At 68.5% G+C, this 13,483-nt stretch carries 12 protein-coding genes; 5 read left to right on the top strand and 7 right to left on the bottom strand.

The genetic code is table 11. The annotated features are described in order from the left end of the window. The first annotated feature begins 2 nt into the window (after positions 1–2). The 3 genes from FPY90_RS09515 to FPY90_RS09505 all read left to right on the top strand — a co-directional run bounded on the left by FPY90_RS09515 (position 3) and on the right by FPY90_RS09505 (position 3,749). On the top strand, positions 3–524 hold the full coding sequence (locus FPY90_RS09515; protein WP_071212633.1) for a GNAT family N-acetyltransferase: 522 nt from the start codon (positions 3–5) through the stop codon (positions 522–524). A 520-nt stretch (positions 525–1,044) separates the two neighbouring features. Further along, positions 1,045–2,403, top strand: coding sequence for a magnesium transporter (gene mgtE, locus FPY90_RS09510; protein ID WP_498685214.1), 1,359 nt, complete (start codon positions 1,045–1,047; stop codon positions 2,401–2,403). Between the two features lie 197 nt (positions 2,404–2,600). After that, positions 2,601–3,749 (top strand): baeRF2 domain-containing protein, encoded by a 1,149-nt coding sequence (locus FPY90_RS09505; RefSeq protein ID WP_498685213.1) that lies wholly within the window; start codon positions 2,601–2,603, stop codon positions 3,747–3,749. Between the two features lie 87 nt (positions 3,750–3,836). Here FPY90_RS09505 and FPY90_RS09500 read toward each other — a convergent pair whose 3' ends face one another. Next, the gene (locus FPY90_RS09500; protein WP_498685211.1) at positions 3,837–4,880 is read right to left on the bottom strand and encodes a metal ABC transporter solute-binding protein, Zn/Mn family; all 1,044 of its coding nucleotides are present in this window, start codon (positions 4,878–4,880) and stop codon (positions 3,837–3,839) included. Between the two features lie 79 nt (positions 4,881–4,959). Then, positions 4,960–6,285, bottom strand: a complete 1,326-nt coding sequence (locus tag FPY90_RS09495; RefSeq protein WP_498685210.1) for a YibE/F family protein — start codon at positions 6,283–6,285, stop codon at positions 4,960–4,962. A 181-nt stretch (positions 6,286–6,466) separates the two neighbouring features. Between FPY90_RS09495 and FPY90_RS09490 the strand changes: the two genes are divergently transcribed. After that, the gene (locus FPY90_RS09490) at positions 6,467–7,078 is read left to right on the top strand and encodes a class I SAM-dependent methyltransferase (RefSeq protein WP_498685209.1); all 612 of its coding nucleotides are present in this window, start codon (positions 6,467–6,469) and stop codon (positions 7,076–7,078) included. 33 nt (positions 7,079–7,111) lie between these two features. Here FPY90_RS09490 and FPY90_RS09485 read toward each other — a convergent pair whose 3' ends face one another. From FPY90_RS09485 to FPY90_RS09465, 5 genes are all read right to left on the bottom strand, one after another. Beyond that, positions 7,112–7,486 carry a hypothetical protein gene (locus tag FPY90_RS09485; RefSeq protein WP_498685208.1) on the bottom strand — a complete coding sequence of 125 codons (375 nt, stop codon included), beginning with the start codon at positions 7,484–7,486 and terminating at the stop codon, positions 7,112–7,114. A gap of 42 nt (positions 7,487–7,528) precedes the next feature. After that, positions 7,529–9,013, bottom strand: a complete 1,485-nt coding sequence (locus FPY90_RS09480; RefSeq protein WP_498685206.1) for a gamma-aminobutyraldehyde dehydrogenase — start codon at positions 9,011–9,013, stop codon at positions 7,529–7,531. Then, positions 9,010–9,408: a cupin domain-containing protein gene (locus FPY90_RS09475; protein WP_498685204.1), complete on the bottom strand. Its 399-nt coding sequence runs from the start codon at positions 9,406–9,408 to the stop codon at positions 9,010–9,012. The genes FPY90_RS09480 and FPY90_RS09475 overlap by 4 nt, the downstream gene beginning before the upstream one ends. Continuing rightward, positions 9,405–10,871: an NAD(P)/FAD-dependent oxidoreductase gene (locus tag FPY90_RS09470; RefSeq protein ID WP_498685202.1), complete on the bottom strand. Its 1,467-nt coding sequence runs from the start codon at positions 10,869–10,871 to the stop codon at positions 9,405–9,407. Before FPY90_RS09470 ends, FPY90_RS09475 begins: the two co-directional genes overlap by 4 nt. Positions 10,872–10,953: 82 nt before the next feature. Then, entirely contained in the window at positions 10,954–12,621 is a 1,668-nt protein-coding gene (locus FPY90_RS09465) for an amidohydrolase (protein WP_498685201.1), read from the bottom strand. Between the two features lie 137 nt (positions 12,622–12,758). Here FPY90_RS09465 and FPY90_RS09460 point away from each other — a divergent pair, with 137 nt between their 5' ends. Further along, positions 12,759–13,445, top strand: a complete 687-nt coding sequence (locus FPY90_RS09460; protein WP_071212645.1) for a TetR/AcrR family transcriptional regulator C-terminal domain-containing protein — start codon at positions 12,759–12,761, stop codon at positions 13,443–13,445. The last annotated feature ends 38 nt before the right edge of the window (positions 13,446–13,483 follow it).

The raw sequence follows: 13,483 nt of genomic DNA, 5'->3' as shown, positions 1-13,483 counted from the left end.
CCATGCTTGAGATTCGCCCCTTCACCGCCGCCGACGGCCCCGAGGCGCTTGCCGCGCGCACCGAACTGGACGCAGAGGACTTTGATTTCCTGCTTGGCTACTCCTCCCGGCGGGGCTTTGAATCCTACCTGGAGCAATTGCAGGCGCACGAAGACGGACTGGGCCTGCCTCCGGGATGGGTGCGTTCGGCGCTGTGGGGCGCCTTCGTCGACGGGCAACTGGTTGGCCGCACCTGCATCCGGTTCGAACTCAACGAGAACCTGCGGGCGGTTGGCGGGAACATCGGCTACGCGGTGCGTCCCGAGCACCGGCGCCGCGGCTACGCCACACAAATCCTGCGCCTGTCCCTGGCACAGCTGGCACAGCGCAACATCGAAGCGGCGCTGGTGACCTGCCGGGAAGACAACCTCGCTTCGGCCCGAACCATCGAGGCCAACGGGGGAGTGCTGGAGAACATCATCGAGGCCTCCGACGGGCCGACCAAGCGCTACTGGGTTCCCACCTCCGCGACGCCCCGGGGCTGAACCGACGAAGGTGGACCACGGGGTCCGGAAGCCCGGGCCGGGACCCGCATTGGCCGTTCGAAGCGGTGGTGGCCTAGGATGGGAAGGACGCCCCGACCCGGTGCGGCTTGCCCGGAATGCGGCGGCCGTCCAGGGATTTTCGGGCCCTGAGGACGGATGGAGGTGACCGCACGCATGGATGACGGACCTAGTCGATCTATCACGCCGCGCGAGCATCACCTGGGTGCTCGGGAAGCCCTGACCCTCCAGCACTGATCCTCCCTTCCTCCGCCGGATGCCATGCACCGGCCCTGAGGGGGGAATGGATCCCGCACCCTTGCGCGCACCGCGCCGAGGCTGCAGGTCCCCGATGAACGGATCACGGCCGGAGGCCACCGCGGGCCGTCCCGGGGATTGAGGCGCTTGCTGCGCGGTTGTGTTTTTGCGCAACACCCAGCCCACACCACCCATTCCTGGCACACGTCGCTAAGCACGCGCCGGCGCGATGCATGCGTGTGTTTTCACCGGAGGGAACCGGATCATGATCAAGACGCCCACCAGCTCGTTTGACTTCAGCGCGGAACAACTGGCCAAGGCCCTGGCCGCCAACGACATTGCCGCGACATCAAAGGTGTTCCACCCCCTGGGGACCGCCGAGACGCTGGAACAACTTGAACGCCTGAACACCATTGACCGGGCGCTGGCCTACCGTACGCTGCCCAAGGACCGGGCCATGGAGGTCTTCGAGCGACTTGACGCCTCCTTGCAGGCGGACCTGGTCGCGGGCCTGCAGGAAGCCGACGTTGCCGAGGTCTTTGAGGCGATGAGCCCCGATGACCGGGTGGCGCTGCTCGACGAACTGCCGGCCGCGGTGGCGAACCGGTTGATCCTGGGACTGACCGAGAAGGAACGTGCGCTGACCAGCACCGTGCTGGGCTACCCGCAGGGCGCGGTCGGGCGCTACATGAGCCCGGAGTTCGTGATCACCCACCCGGAGATGAGCGCGGGGGAGACCCTGGGGCGGGTGCGTGCCCAGCTTGACGACGCCGAGTCCGTCTACACCATCCTGGTCACGGACACGGGCCGGCACCTGGTGGGCGTGGTGTCGTTGCGCGATGTGCTGCGCGCCGAGCCGGACGAGCGCGTGCAGGACATCATGAAGAAACCCATCAGCGTGGGTGCGACGCTCGACGCGGAGGAAGCCGCCCGCTATTGCGCCGACGCCAAGATCCTGGTGCTGCCGATCGTTGACGGCGAGGAACGCCTCGTGGGCATCCTGACGGTAGATGACGCGCTGCGGATCCTGGAGGATGCCGAGTCCGAGGACGCGGCCCGGTCCGGCGGTTCCGAGCCGCTGCGCCGCCCCTACCTGGCGACCCCGGTGCGCGCCATCGTGCGGGCCCGGGTGGTGTGGCTGCTGGTGCTGGCGCTCGGTGCCACCCTGACTGTCCAGGTCATCGGCGCGTTCGAGGCGACCCTCGAGGCCCAGGTGGTGCTCTCGCTGTTCATCCCGCTGCTCATCGGCACCGGCGGAAACACCGGGAACCAGGCGGCCACCACCATCACCCGCGCCCTGGCGCTGGGGGACGTGCGCCCGCGCGACGTGTTCAAGGTGTTTGTGCGCGAGGTGCGGGTCGGCGCGCTGCTGGGCCTGCTGCTCGGGTCCCTGGGCTTCGCCATCGCCGCGCTGGCCTTCGATGTGCCCATCGGGCTGGTCATCGGGCTCACGCTGCTGGGGGTGTGCACCATGGCCGCGAGCATCGGCGGGCTGATGCCGTTGCTGGGCAAGGCGGTGCGCGCGGACCCGGCGGTGTTCTCCAACCCGTTCATCTCCACCTTCGTGGATGCGGCCGGGCTGATCATCTACTTCCTGATCGCCACCAGCGTGCTGGGGCTCTAGGAAAAGCCCGGTAAAAGGGCCCCGACGTGCCGTTTCATTCGGGCCTACATGCCGGGGCCGCAGGGCACGGATGAGATCATCGTACCGGCTGGGAGCCCTTCTGGGCAGACCCTTTCGGCGGGACCTCCAGCGGTGCTACGGTGAGCAGACGGTTCGAATCGGCACGCGGGCTTCCCCGCGTGGGAAGGAGCTCCCCCATGGCATCACGCGCAGGTTCCACAGGAATCGACGCCTCGCTCTACCGTCGAGAGGGCCAATGGTGTACCGCCCTCGTAGACGTTTCGCTTGGAACAACCGCCGCGCAGGAAGCAGTTGACGCACTGCCCGAGGTCGTGGGCAAGCTGCTCGCTTCGCAGCAGGCCTCGGAGGCCGACATTGCCGCCCTGGCCGAGGCGCTGCTGCCGGCGCAGGGCCATGCATCCCCGGTGGCACGCTTCGTCGCGGTGAACAACGGGGAGGTAGTTCTCGACGAGCTCATTGACGGACTGAAGGTCGAGGCCGCGGACGTCGACTGCGGCCCGTTCCCCAACCTGGTCGCCCTGGCCCGCGCCCGCGGCGGGCAATTTCCCTACCTGGTGGCCGAGGCCAGCAAGGACGGCGGCGAGGTGCGGCTCTACCATTCCTCGGTCCAAGGCGTCGGCGAGTCCCGCGGCGTCACCGGGGACCCGGAGGAGGCACACCACGCCCGGAAGGTTCCGGGCCGCTACGACGAACCCAAGAACCGTTCCAACACCGAGGAGATCTGGCGGCGCAACGCCGACGAGCTGGCCAAGCAGATCGACGAGCTGGCGCGGGAAAACTATGTGAAGCTGATCGTGCTGGCAGGCGACATCAAGGCCCGCGAGCTGGTGGCCGGCAAGCTGGCCCCGGCGCACAAGCCGATCACCAGCATCCTCGAGCAGCACACGCGCACCGGAGGCGCCGACCAGGCCGCGTTCGCAGCTGCGGTGCAGGAGCAGGTCGACGAGGTTCTGGGCCGGGACGTCCAGGACCTCTCGGAACGGGTGGCAAACCGCAGCGGCAACGGCCGCACGGAACTGGCCCTGGGCTTCGACGAGGTCGTGGCCGCGCTGCAGCAGGCCCAGGCCGACACGGTGCTGGTGGGCCAGTACCAGGACGATGAGACGCTCATGGCCCTGGATGCCGACCCGTGGCTGTGCGGCGAGGACTCCGAGGAACATTCCGAATCGGTCATCGGGTCCTGGCCGGCCCCCGAGGTGCTCCTGCGTGCCACGGCGTTGACCGATGCCACCATCCGCTATGTACCCGAGGGAGTGCTGCCCGAGGGCGTGGGCATTGCCGCGCTGCTGCGCTGGCCCAACAACACCGCCGAGCCGGCGAGCTGACGGCAGGCGGGAAACGGCAAGGTCCGTGGGGCGCGAACCACCGGTTCGCGCCCCACGGACCTTTTTGCTGCCCGGCGGGAGGCAAGGCTACTTGGCCAGTGCCTCCATGGCCCGGATGTTGGCGTCCATCCAGGAGACGTAGTCGGTGTTCGGCGGCAGCGTCTCGGTGAAGTCGATGACCTCGACGTTGGCGGCGTCGGCCAGCGCGCGGATGCGTTCGGTCTGCGGGCTTTCGGTCTGGGTGTTGTAGGCCAGCACGTCGATGGAGCCGTTGTCGAACAAGGTGCCCATCTCGTTGAAGGCCTGCGGGGAGACCTCGCTGCCGCCCTCGATGGATTCGCTCAGGCCCTCGGGGGTGGCGTCCTCCATCCCCAGGTCCTCAAGCAGGTGGAAGGGCACCGGTTCGGTCATGGCGAAGTGCTTGGCTTCCAGCGAGCCGCGCAGGGTTGCGACCTTGGCTTCCAGGCCCTGGATCTCGGTGGTCAGCCCCGCCGCGTTCGCGGTGAAGGTCGAGGCCTTCGCCGGGTCGAGGGTGGACAGGCGGGCGGCGATCTCGTCGGAGAGCAGGCGCATGGATTCGAGGTCGTACCAGACGTGCTCGTTGAAGGCGGCGTGGTCGTGGCCGGCGTGGTCCTCGGCGGTTTCGCCCGCGTGGTCAGCGTGGTCCTCGGCGGTTTCGCCCGCGTGGTCAGCGTGTTCCTCGGCGGTTTCGCCCGCGTGGTCGTCGTGTTCGTCGGCGGCTTCGCCCTCATCGGCCACCGGGGAGGTGTCCACCGCGCTGATGACGGTGGTCGCGGGAAGGTCCAGGTCCTTGGCCAGCACGTCCATGAAGGCGTCGTATCCGCCGCCGTTGGCGACCACCAGCTGGGCCTTGGACATCGCGAGCTTGTCACGCGAGGTCGCCTCGTAGGAGTGCGGGTCCTGGGACACCGAGTCGATGAGGGCGGTGGCCTGCACCGCGTCGCCGCCGATCTTTTCCACGAGGTTGGCGTACACGGTGGTGCTGGTGACCACCTTGAGCTTCTCGCTACCGGGGGCCGGCTCGTCTCCGGCGGCGTTGCCGCCACAGGCGGCCAGTGCGAGGGTTCCGGCAAGGGCCAAGGGAAGCAGGGTGCGGGTACGGCGATTCATGGGGCGGGAAGGTCCTTGTGTCGGGTGAAGGGATGATGCGTTCGGTTTCCCAGCCTATCTTAAACAAGAACGATTCGCATTAGACGCCGGGGTGCGGGCCCGCATCCACCGCGACTCCGTCCTGCCGGGGCGTAACCGGTGCCGACGGCTGCAGCACCAGGGCCCGCCGTCCGGTTGGCCGGGAGGCGGCTTCTGCCGGAGCGGCACCCGAGCCTGTCGCCTTGACGACGGCCACCGCTATCGCGGTGGTAACCGGGATGGCCAGGACCAGGCCGATCGAACCCACCAGGATGCGGATGACCTCCTCGGCCATCTGCCCCGTGGTGAGGGTGTCGATCAGGGGCCTGTCGTACAGGCTGACCAGCACCAGGATGGGAAGGGCCGCACCCGCGTAGGCGAAGGCGATGGTGTAGACGGTCGAGGCGATGTGGTCCCTGCCGATGCGCATGCCCGAGGCGAAAAGCTGCCGGGCGGTGGAGTGCGGTGCGATCTCCGCCAGCTCCCACACCGCGGAGGACTGGGTGATGGTCACGTCGTTGAGCACGCCCATGCCGGCAATGAGCAGTCCGCACAGCAGCAACCCGGACAGGCTCAACTGCGGCACCACCGTGCTCAGCGTCAGCGCCGCGTCGTCCGTGGCCCCGGTCAGCGCCGCCGCATCGGTGGCCCAGACGGCTATCGCCGCGGTGACTCCCAGCCCGAACAGTGTCCCGAGCAGGGCCGTGGAGGTTCTGGCCGAGAAACCGTGGGCAAAATACAGGGCGGCAAACATGACGACGGTGGAGGTGGTCAGCCCGACCAGCATCGGGGACTCGCCCTCCAGCAGTGCCGGGATCATGAAGCCGACGATGAAGGCCAGCCCGCCAACAAGCCCGGCCAGGGCACGCAGCCCGCGCCAACGCGCGACCAGGCAGACAACCACCGCGTAGATGATTCCGAGCAGGGCCAGCGGGGTCGAACGCACGAAGTCAACGAAGACGTAGGGTGCCGAGGAATCGGTGGTGTGCGACAGGTCGAGGTACTTGATCTTGTCCCCTGCCACCAGGGGCCGGGACTGGGTGGTTTCCGGGGGCACCTCCAAGGCGAAGGATGCGCCGCCGGCCTCGGGGGCGACGTAGGAAACATCGCACAGCAGCTCCTTGCCGCCGACCTCGTCCAGGCCCTGGGTGGAGGGACAGGTTTCGCTCACGGTCCGGGTGACGGTGCCGGTGGAGAGCTCCACGCCGTTCGCGGTGTCAAAGACGTCGCCCAGGGGAGCCTGGGTGATGCCGCCGCTGGGCCAGAGCACCAGGGTCGCCACGAAGGCCAGGACCCCGACCGGGGCCAGCAGGATCCACAGGATGAGGTTGGCGCGGCGGCGCCTGGCGGGGTCGACGAGCACGTCGCCGTGGTGGTGTCCACCCATGAAAGTTCAGCTCCAGATCGGTTGGAAGGCCTTGTGTCCCCAAGTATTGCCCAAGGGAACAGTGTAGCGATTCGAGAAGAACAACTGGCGTTTGTGCCCGCCGGCGGCGTCAACGGAGCCGGTCCCGGAACACGGATTTGGAGCGCACAGTGCCATGGTGTGCCCGGCTAGAATCGAGCCCATGTCGAGAACCCGCGTGCGCGATGCCTACTCCCGGCGCGCCGATGAATACATCCAGGCCGTGGGCTCGATGGATCATGTCCATCGGGATGACCGTGAACTGGTGCTCGAGATGGCGCAGCTTGCCGAAGGGTTGATCCTGGATGCCGGTTGCGGGCCCGGCCAGTGGACCAATTTCCTGCAGGAACACGGTGCCGAGGTCGTGGGGGTGGATCTTTCCCCGGTCTTCGTCGAGCGTGCGCGGCAACGCTTCCCGCGGGTGCCTTTCCGGGAAGGCACCCTCGAGGACCTCCAGGTGCCGGACGGATCGGTCGGCGGGATCCTGTCCTGGTACTCGATCATCCACACCGATCCCGCGGACCTGGGCAGGATCCTGCGCGAATTCGCCCGCTGCCTCAGGCCCGGCGGCTACCTCGTGACCGGGTTCTTCGAGGGCCCGCGCCTCGAGGCCTTCGACCACCAGGTCGTGGGGGCCTACCGGTGGCCGGTGGGCGAACTGTCCGGCGAACTCAAGGACGCCGGATTCACCGTGCATGGGGTCCGCACGCGGACAGACCCGGGCCACCGGCCCCACGGCGCGATTCTCGCCCGAAGGAACGTCGGAGACAACTAGCGCGGGGCCAAGGTTTCGGGGCCGGTCCCGGTGCTACAGGGCGTCCCCGGGAACCGCGACGACCTGCACGTCGTCCTCGTGCGTGATCGTCCCGGGGCTGGTTGAACGCAGCTCGATCCACCCGACATGGTGCCTGTCCAGCAGTTGAAGGTATTCCCGGGTCATTTCCAGCAGGTGCGTTGCCGAAACCTTGAACCACGAGCATGCGCCCGGCAGCGCATAGCATTCCGGAGACGCACTGGTCGGATCCGCATACAGCGCGTTGGCCGCGGCGTTGGCGGTGCGGTGCCAGGCCACGTCGGCAGGGTCGAGCCTTCCGGCGGAGGCCAGCCCGTTCGCCAGCGCAAACACACCGGGAAACCGGCCATGCCGGTTCGGGGCGGTGCCCTGGTACCTGATGAATTCCATGTCTCGACACTACGGCAGCGGGCGCTTGCCGGTGTCGGGGACCTAGCGCTGCTTGAAGACGGTGTCCTGCCAGGCCTTGTGCACGTCGGTGTCGTGGGAGATCAGCACGTGCTTGACGTTGGTGTATTCCTCGAAGGAGTAGGAACTCATGTCCTTGCCGAAGCCCGAGGCCTTGTACCCGCCGTGCGGCATTTCCGAGACGATCGGGATGTGCTCGTTGATCCACACGCAGCCGGCCTGGATCCGGGCCGCGGCACGCATGGCCAGGTTCACGTTGCTGGTCCAGGCGGAGGCGGCCAGCCCGTACGGGGTGTCGTTGGCCAGGGCGATGGCCTCGTCCTCGGTGTCGAAGGGCAGCGCGACCAGCACGGGACCGAAGACCTCGTCCTGGACGATCTCGGAATCCTGTGCGGCACCGGTGATGAGCGTGGGGCGGTAGAACGCCCCGGGCAGCTCCGGGGCCAGCCCGCCGGCCAGCACGCTGGCACCGGAGTCCCGCGCGCGCTGGACCATGGAGGCGACCTTGTCGCGGTGGGCAAAGGAGATCAGCGAGCCCATGTCGGTGTCCGGGTCGGTGGGATCGCCCACCACCATCTGGTCCATGAGCTCGGCCACCCGTGCGGTGAATTTCCCGAACAGCGAGGAATGCACATAGGCGCGGGTCGCGGCGGTGCAGTCCTGGCCGGCGTTGATGGTGGAACCGGCCACGGCGCCGTGGGCCGCGGCCTCCACGTCGGCGTCGGCAAAGACGACCAGCGGCGCCTTGCCGCCAAGTTCCAGGTGCACGCGCTTTCCGGTCTCGGCTGCCATTTCCATGATGCGCCGGCCCACGGCCGTGGAACCGGTGAAGGAGCACATGGCCACCTGCGGGTGGCGGAGCAGGGCCTCGCCGACCTCGCGGCCGGACCCCGTGACGATGTTGATGACCCCGTCGGGGATGCCAGCGGCGGTGGCCGCCTCGGCGAAGACGAGCGAGGTTGCCGGGGTCAGTTCGCTGGGCTTGAGCACGATGGTGTTGCCGGCCGCGATCGCCGGAAGGATCTTCCAGGCCGCCATCTGCAGCGGGTAGTTCCACGGGGCGATGGAGCCGATCACGCCGATGGCCTCGCGGCGGATCATCGAGGTGGAGTTTCCGGCGTAGTCCCCGGCGGCGGCCCCCTGCAGGTTGCGTGCGGCCCCGGCAAAGAAGTTCACGTTGTCGATGGTGCCGGGCACGTCGAACTCGGTGGACATGCGCGTGGACTTGCCGGTCTGGGCTGTTTCCAGGGCGGCGAGCTGCCCGGCCCGGGAGGCAAGCTCGGTGGCGAAGGCCAGCAGGAAGTCGGAGCGGGCGCCGGGGGTCAGTCGCGACCAGGTGGTGAAGGCGGCCGCGGCGGCGGCCACCGCGTCCTCGACATCCCGGGGCCCGGCATAATCGATGACCGAGTCGACCGCCCCGGTGGCGGGGTTGATGCGTTCGGTGGCGGGGCCCGAACCCACGCGGTAGGAGCCGTTGATGTATTGGTTGCCCTGGCTGGTGGTGCTCATGGATTGCTCCCGGTGGTGTGGGTGGGGGTGAAGTAGATCTTGCGAAGCGGCTCGGTGACGGTCCAGGTGGTCTGCATTCCCGCGCTCAGGCGCATGATGGTTCCCGGCACAAGGTCGGCGGTGCGGGCGGGGTGGCCCTCGAAGGGGGCGATGACCACGGTGCCGTGCCCGGCGGTGACAACGAAGATTTCCTCGGCTTCCACGTCGTACATGGAGCCGGCGGCCATCTCCCAGATCCCGAATTCGGTCCCGGCCAGGGTGCCGAGTTCCACCAGCGCGGTGGTGGTGGTTTCGTCGGCCGCCTGAGAGGGGGCCACCGGTTCGTGGTCCATGGGCACGCGGTTCACGCGCAGGGCCTGGCCGCCCAACAGGTGCGGGAAGTCGGGGGTGCTCACGAGTCGAACCCCATTCCGAGTCGGTCCATGGCCTTGAGGAACGGGCCGCGCCTGCCCTCGTTCCGGTCGGCCTTGACCAGGCCGTTGGTCATCAATTTGACGCCCAGCCAGGCCACCGGTTCCGGGGGGAAGGGCAGCGGCTTCGTCCTGACCATTTCCAGTTCGGTCAGTTCCGTATTGGCGCCCGAGAGCAGATCGAGCATGACCCGTGCCCCGAAGCGCGTGGCGCCCACGCCCAGTCCGGTGTACCCGGCGCAGTAGGCGACGCGTCCGCCGTGGGAGGTGTCGAAGAAGGCGAAGAAGCGGCTGCAGGTGTCGATGGCCCCGCCCCAGGCGTGGGAGAACCTGATGCCCTCCAGCTGCGGGAAGGTGCCCACGAAGTGCGCGGCGAGCTTCCGGAAGGTCTCGTGGTGGGTGTCGTATTGGTGCTTGACGCCCCGCCCGTAGTGGTAGACGGCGTCGTAGCCGCCAAAGAGGATGCGCCAGCCGCCGTTCGCATCCACGGTGGGACGGGAGTAGTGGAAGCGGTTGTTCAGGTCGGCCAGGCCCATGCCTTCCTCCCAGCCGATGGCCGCACGCTGCTGATCGGTCAGCGGCTCGGTCATCAGGGCGTAGTCGTACACCGGGATGGTGTGCATCCGGTGGCGCTTGAGCAACGAGGGGAAGACGTTGGTGGCCAGGGCGACCCGCGCGGCGGTGATGTGCCCCGCTCCGGTGCGCACCCCGATCGATTCGGGGGTGGAGGAAAGTTCCTCGCCCTTGGTGTGCTCGAAGATCTTCACGCCCTTCTCCAGGCAGACCCGGCGCAGGCCCCAGGCGAGCTTGGCCGGGTGCACCAGCACGGTGGTGTGCTTATCCCAGTTTCCGCCCTCGAAGATCGGCGAGTTGATGTGGCTCCTGACCTCCTGTGCATCCATGAAGGGCACCTCGGGGTTGGCCGCCGCCTCCTCCTGGAGCCAGGACACCTGGTGTTGTTCGGTGGCGACGTTCAGCACGCCGCTGGGGGACAGGTCGCAGTCGATGTTGTACCTCTGGATGGTTTCCACGATGCCGGCGAGGTTTTCGGCGCCGAGCTCGGTGAGCCGCTTGTTTTCCCTGGGCAGGTGCTTTTCGCCGTTGGATTCCCCGTGCACCAGCGATGCCTCGCAGAAACCGCCGTTGCGCCCGGAGGCGGCCCAGCCGATGGTCTCGGATTCGATCAGGGTGACATCGCGGGCAGGGTCCGCTTCCTTGGCCAGCAACGCGGTCCACAACCCGGAGTAGCCGCCGCCGACGACCAGCAGATCGGTGGACACGCGGCCTTCCAACGCCGGAAGCGGGGCCGGGCGGTCGGGGTGCTGCAGCCAGTAGGGGGAGTAGTCGGTGCCGGACAGAGCCGCGTCGATGGCGGACCCGGAAACGGCCGCCTCGATGCGGTCAAAGGAGACGTGGGTGCCGGTGGAAGTGGCAGGAGTGCTGCTCATGGAGGTTCCTTGCATGGACGAAGTGAACGGGTGTTCGTGCAGAAAATGCGTGCGGGGGAGGACTGGAGCCGAATCGGTGCCCCTAGACGCCCGCGGTGGCCCGGGTGAAGACCGCGTGCCCAGAGGCGAGGGTGAGTTCCACCCCCACCCGGTGCAGGTCGCGGGAGGGGATGGAGAATGGATCGGCATCCAGCAGCACCAGGTCGGCCCGTGCCCCGGGTCGGAGGTTTCCGCCTTCGTGGTCGCGGTTCACCCAGGCGCTGCCGGAGGTGTAGCCGCGCATGGCCTCCAGCACCGTGATGGCCTGCTCCGGGACCAGCGGTGCGCCCTGGGGGTGGCCGGGCTCGGTGCGGTTGACCGCGACGTGGATGGCTGCGAACGGGTCGGGCGTGGAAACCGGCCAGTCCGATCCCATCACCAGGTGCGCCCCGGCGTCGATCAGGGAGCGGAAGGGATACTGCCAGCCGGCGCGTTCCGCGCCCAGGATCGGGTTGGTCAGCTCCAGCATCTGCTCGTCGTTGCACGCCCAGAGCGCCTGGGCGTTGATGCTCAGGCCCAGGGCCCCGAACCGTGCCACGTCGTCGGGGTGGATGACCTGCAGGTGGGCGAGGTGGTGGCGTCCGCCGGTGGCGCCGTTGGCCGCGCGGGCTGCCTCGAGTGCATCCAGTCCCAGACGGGCGGCCCCGTCGCCGATGACGTGCAGGTGCAGGTCGAACCCGGCGGCGTCCAGCGCCACGGCAACCGCGGTGAGCACCTCGGCGGAGAGGTAGCGCAGCCCGGTGTCGCCCGGGGAGTCGGGGGCGCAATCGCAGGCACGCAGGTAGGGATCGAGCATGGCGGCGGTCCGGTTCTCCGCGACCCCGTCGACCATGATCTTCGCGGTGGTCGTGCGGAACCCGGCGGCGGCGTTTTCCTTCCGGCGGGCCAGGAAATCCTGGACCAGGGCGGGCACCGAGGCGAGGGTGGTCTCGCGGGGAACCCAGAGCGCGCCCGCGGCCTGCCCGGTGAGCAGGCCCTCGGCCAACAGCCCGCGGTAGATACCGGACCCGTCCGTGTATCCGGCGTAGTTGCCCAGGATCGCTTCCTGCCATCCGGTGATCCCGAAGGAGTGCAGGTTCCGCTGGCCGGCCAGCAGCCCCGCGCGCAGGGTGGCTGCCTCGGGGGCGGGGACCAGGGCGTTGACCAGGTCCATGGCGCCCTCGTGCAGGGTTCCGGTCGGATGTCCCTGCGCGTCGCGCTCGATCCGCCCGTCCGCCGGGTCCGCCGTTTGCGCGGTGATCCCTGCAAGCTGCAGTGCCGCGGAATTGACCCAGGCGCCATGGTGGTCGCGGTTGATCAAGTAAGTGGGGATCGCGCCGGTGGCTGGGTCCAGCATTGCGGCGGTGGGGGTGCCGCCGGGGAAGTCGCTCATGGTCCAGCCGCCGCCGGTGAGCCAGCCGCCGGTGTGGGTTGCGGCAAAGGAAGCGATGGCTGCCAGGGTTTCGTCCGGGCCGTCGGCACCGGTGAGGTCGCAGGCCAGGGACTCCACGCCGCCCATCAGGGCATGGACGTGTGCGTCGGTGAAACCGGGGGACAGCGCACGGCCGGCCAGGGAAACCTCGTGGTCCGGGTTCGGAAGCGCGCGGCGGACCTGCGCCTCGGGGCCCACAGCCAGGACCCGGCCGTTGCGCACGGCGAGCGCGCTGCCGGCGGCCATGACGTTGTGGCCATCGAAGATGGTGCCCGAGTGGAAAAGCCAGGTCTCGCTCACTGCCGCCCTTTCGCCGTGGAGGTGCGCAGCAATTGCCTGCGACCCTGAAGAAGTGATCCACTTCATAAAATCGCACCCATGGCCTAAAGTCAACACTGTTGACTTTAGTGCGAGACAAGAGGGAGCGACACCCGCCGATGGATATCGACAAGCCAGTGGACAAGGCATCCGCCCCGCGCCGCCGCGCCCAGGGCCTGACTCGGGAGGTTATCCTCGAGGCCTGTTTGGGGCTTGCAGCCGGGACCGAACCCGATGCGCTCTCCTTCCGGAAGATCGGCAAGGAACTCGGAGCCGATCCCACCGCTCTGTACCGCCACTTCGCCGACAAGGACGAGTTGCTGCTGGCGCTCGCCGACCGGGTGATCGCCAGGGGCATGGACGGCTACGGCCCGGGCGCGGGCTGGGAGGCCTCGGTGCGGGAGCTGATGCTGCGGATCCGGGCAAGCTTCCTGCACTACCCCCAGGTCGCCACGCTTGCCGCATTGCGGGTGACGCGCCAGGAGGGCGAGCGTGAATTCATCGAGGCGATGCTCGCGGCGCTGCGCCAGGCGGGATTCGGGAAACGCGAAGCGGCACTGGTGTACCGGGCGTGCGGGGACTTCGTGCTGGCCTGGACCGGATTCAGTGCCGGCCTGCTGCTTCTGGGCGAGAAGTCCGCGCAGGACGACGAGGCCTGGGTGCGCAGCTACGCCCAGGAACCCGAGGGGAAGTACCCCCTGGGGACCGGCTCGGTGGAAGCGATGGCAGCGGTCCAGGACGAGGAGAACTACCGGTTCGCCCTGGATCTGCTGCTGGGCGGGATCGCCGCGCGGCTGGTGCGCTGAGCGCCGGGCCACCGCGGCAGGGAACCGGGAAGTATCCC

Source organism: Arthrobacter sp. C2 (assembly GCA_024207135.1).
Taxonomy (GTDB): domain Bacteria; phylum Actinomycetota; class Actinomycetes; order Actinomycetales; family Micrococcaceae; genus Paeniglutamicibacter.
The sequence above is the reverse complement of the archived record's forward strand: the minus strand, read 5'-3'. Positions and strand labels throughout refer to the sequence as shown.

Coding starts and splice junctions, on each gene's coding strand:
- FPY90_RS09515 (WP_071212633.1), top strand. CDS start 3: ATGCTTGAGATTCGCCCCTTCACCGCCGCCGACGGCCCCGAGGCGCTT.
- mgtE (WP_498685214.1), top strand. CDS start 1,045: ATGATCAAGACGCCCACCAGCTCGTTTGACTTCAGCGCGGAACAACTG.
- FPY90_RS09505 (WP_498685213.1), top strand. CDS start 2,601: ATGGCATCACGCGCAGGTTCCACAGGAATCGACGCCTCGCTCTACCGT.
- FPY90_RS09500 (WP_498685211.1), bottom strand. CDS start 4,880: ATGAATCGCCGTACCCGCACCCTGCTTCCCTTGGCCCTTGCCGGAACC.
- FPY90_RS09495 (WP_498685210.1), bottom strand. CDS start 6,285: ATGGGTGGACACCACCACGGCGACGTGCTCGTCGACCCCGCCAGGCGC.
- FPY90_RS09490 (WP_498685209.1), top strand. CDS start 6,467: ATGTCGAGAACCCGCGTGCGCGATGCCTACTCCCGGCGCGCCGATGAA.
- FPY90_RS09485 (WP_498685208.1), bottom strand. CDS start 7,486: ATGGAATTCATCAGGTACCAGGGCACCGCCCCGAACCGGCATGGCCGG.
- FPY90_RS09480 (WP_498685206.1), bottom strand. CDS start 9,013: ATGAGCACCACCAGCCAGGGCAACCAATACATCAACGGCTCCTACCGC.
- FPY90_RS09470 (WP_498685202.1), bottom strand. CDS start 10,871: ATGAGCAGCACTCCTGCCACTTCCACCGGCACCCACGTCTCCTTTGAC.
- FPY90_RS09460 (WP_071212645.1), top strand. CDS start 12,759: ATGGATATCGACAAGCCAGTGGACAAGGCATCCGCCCCGCGCCGCCGC.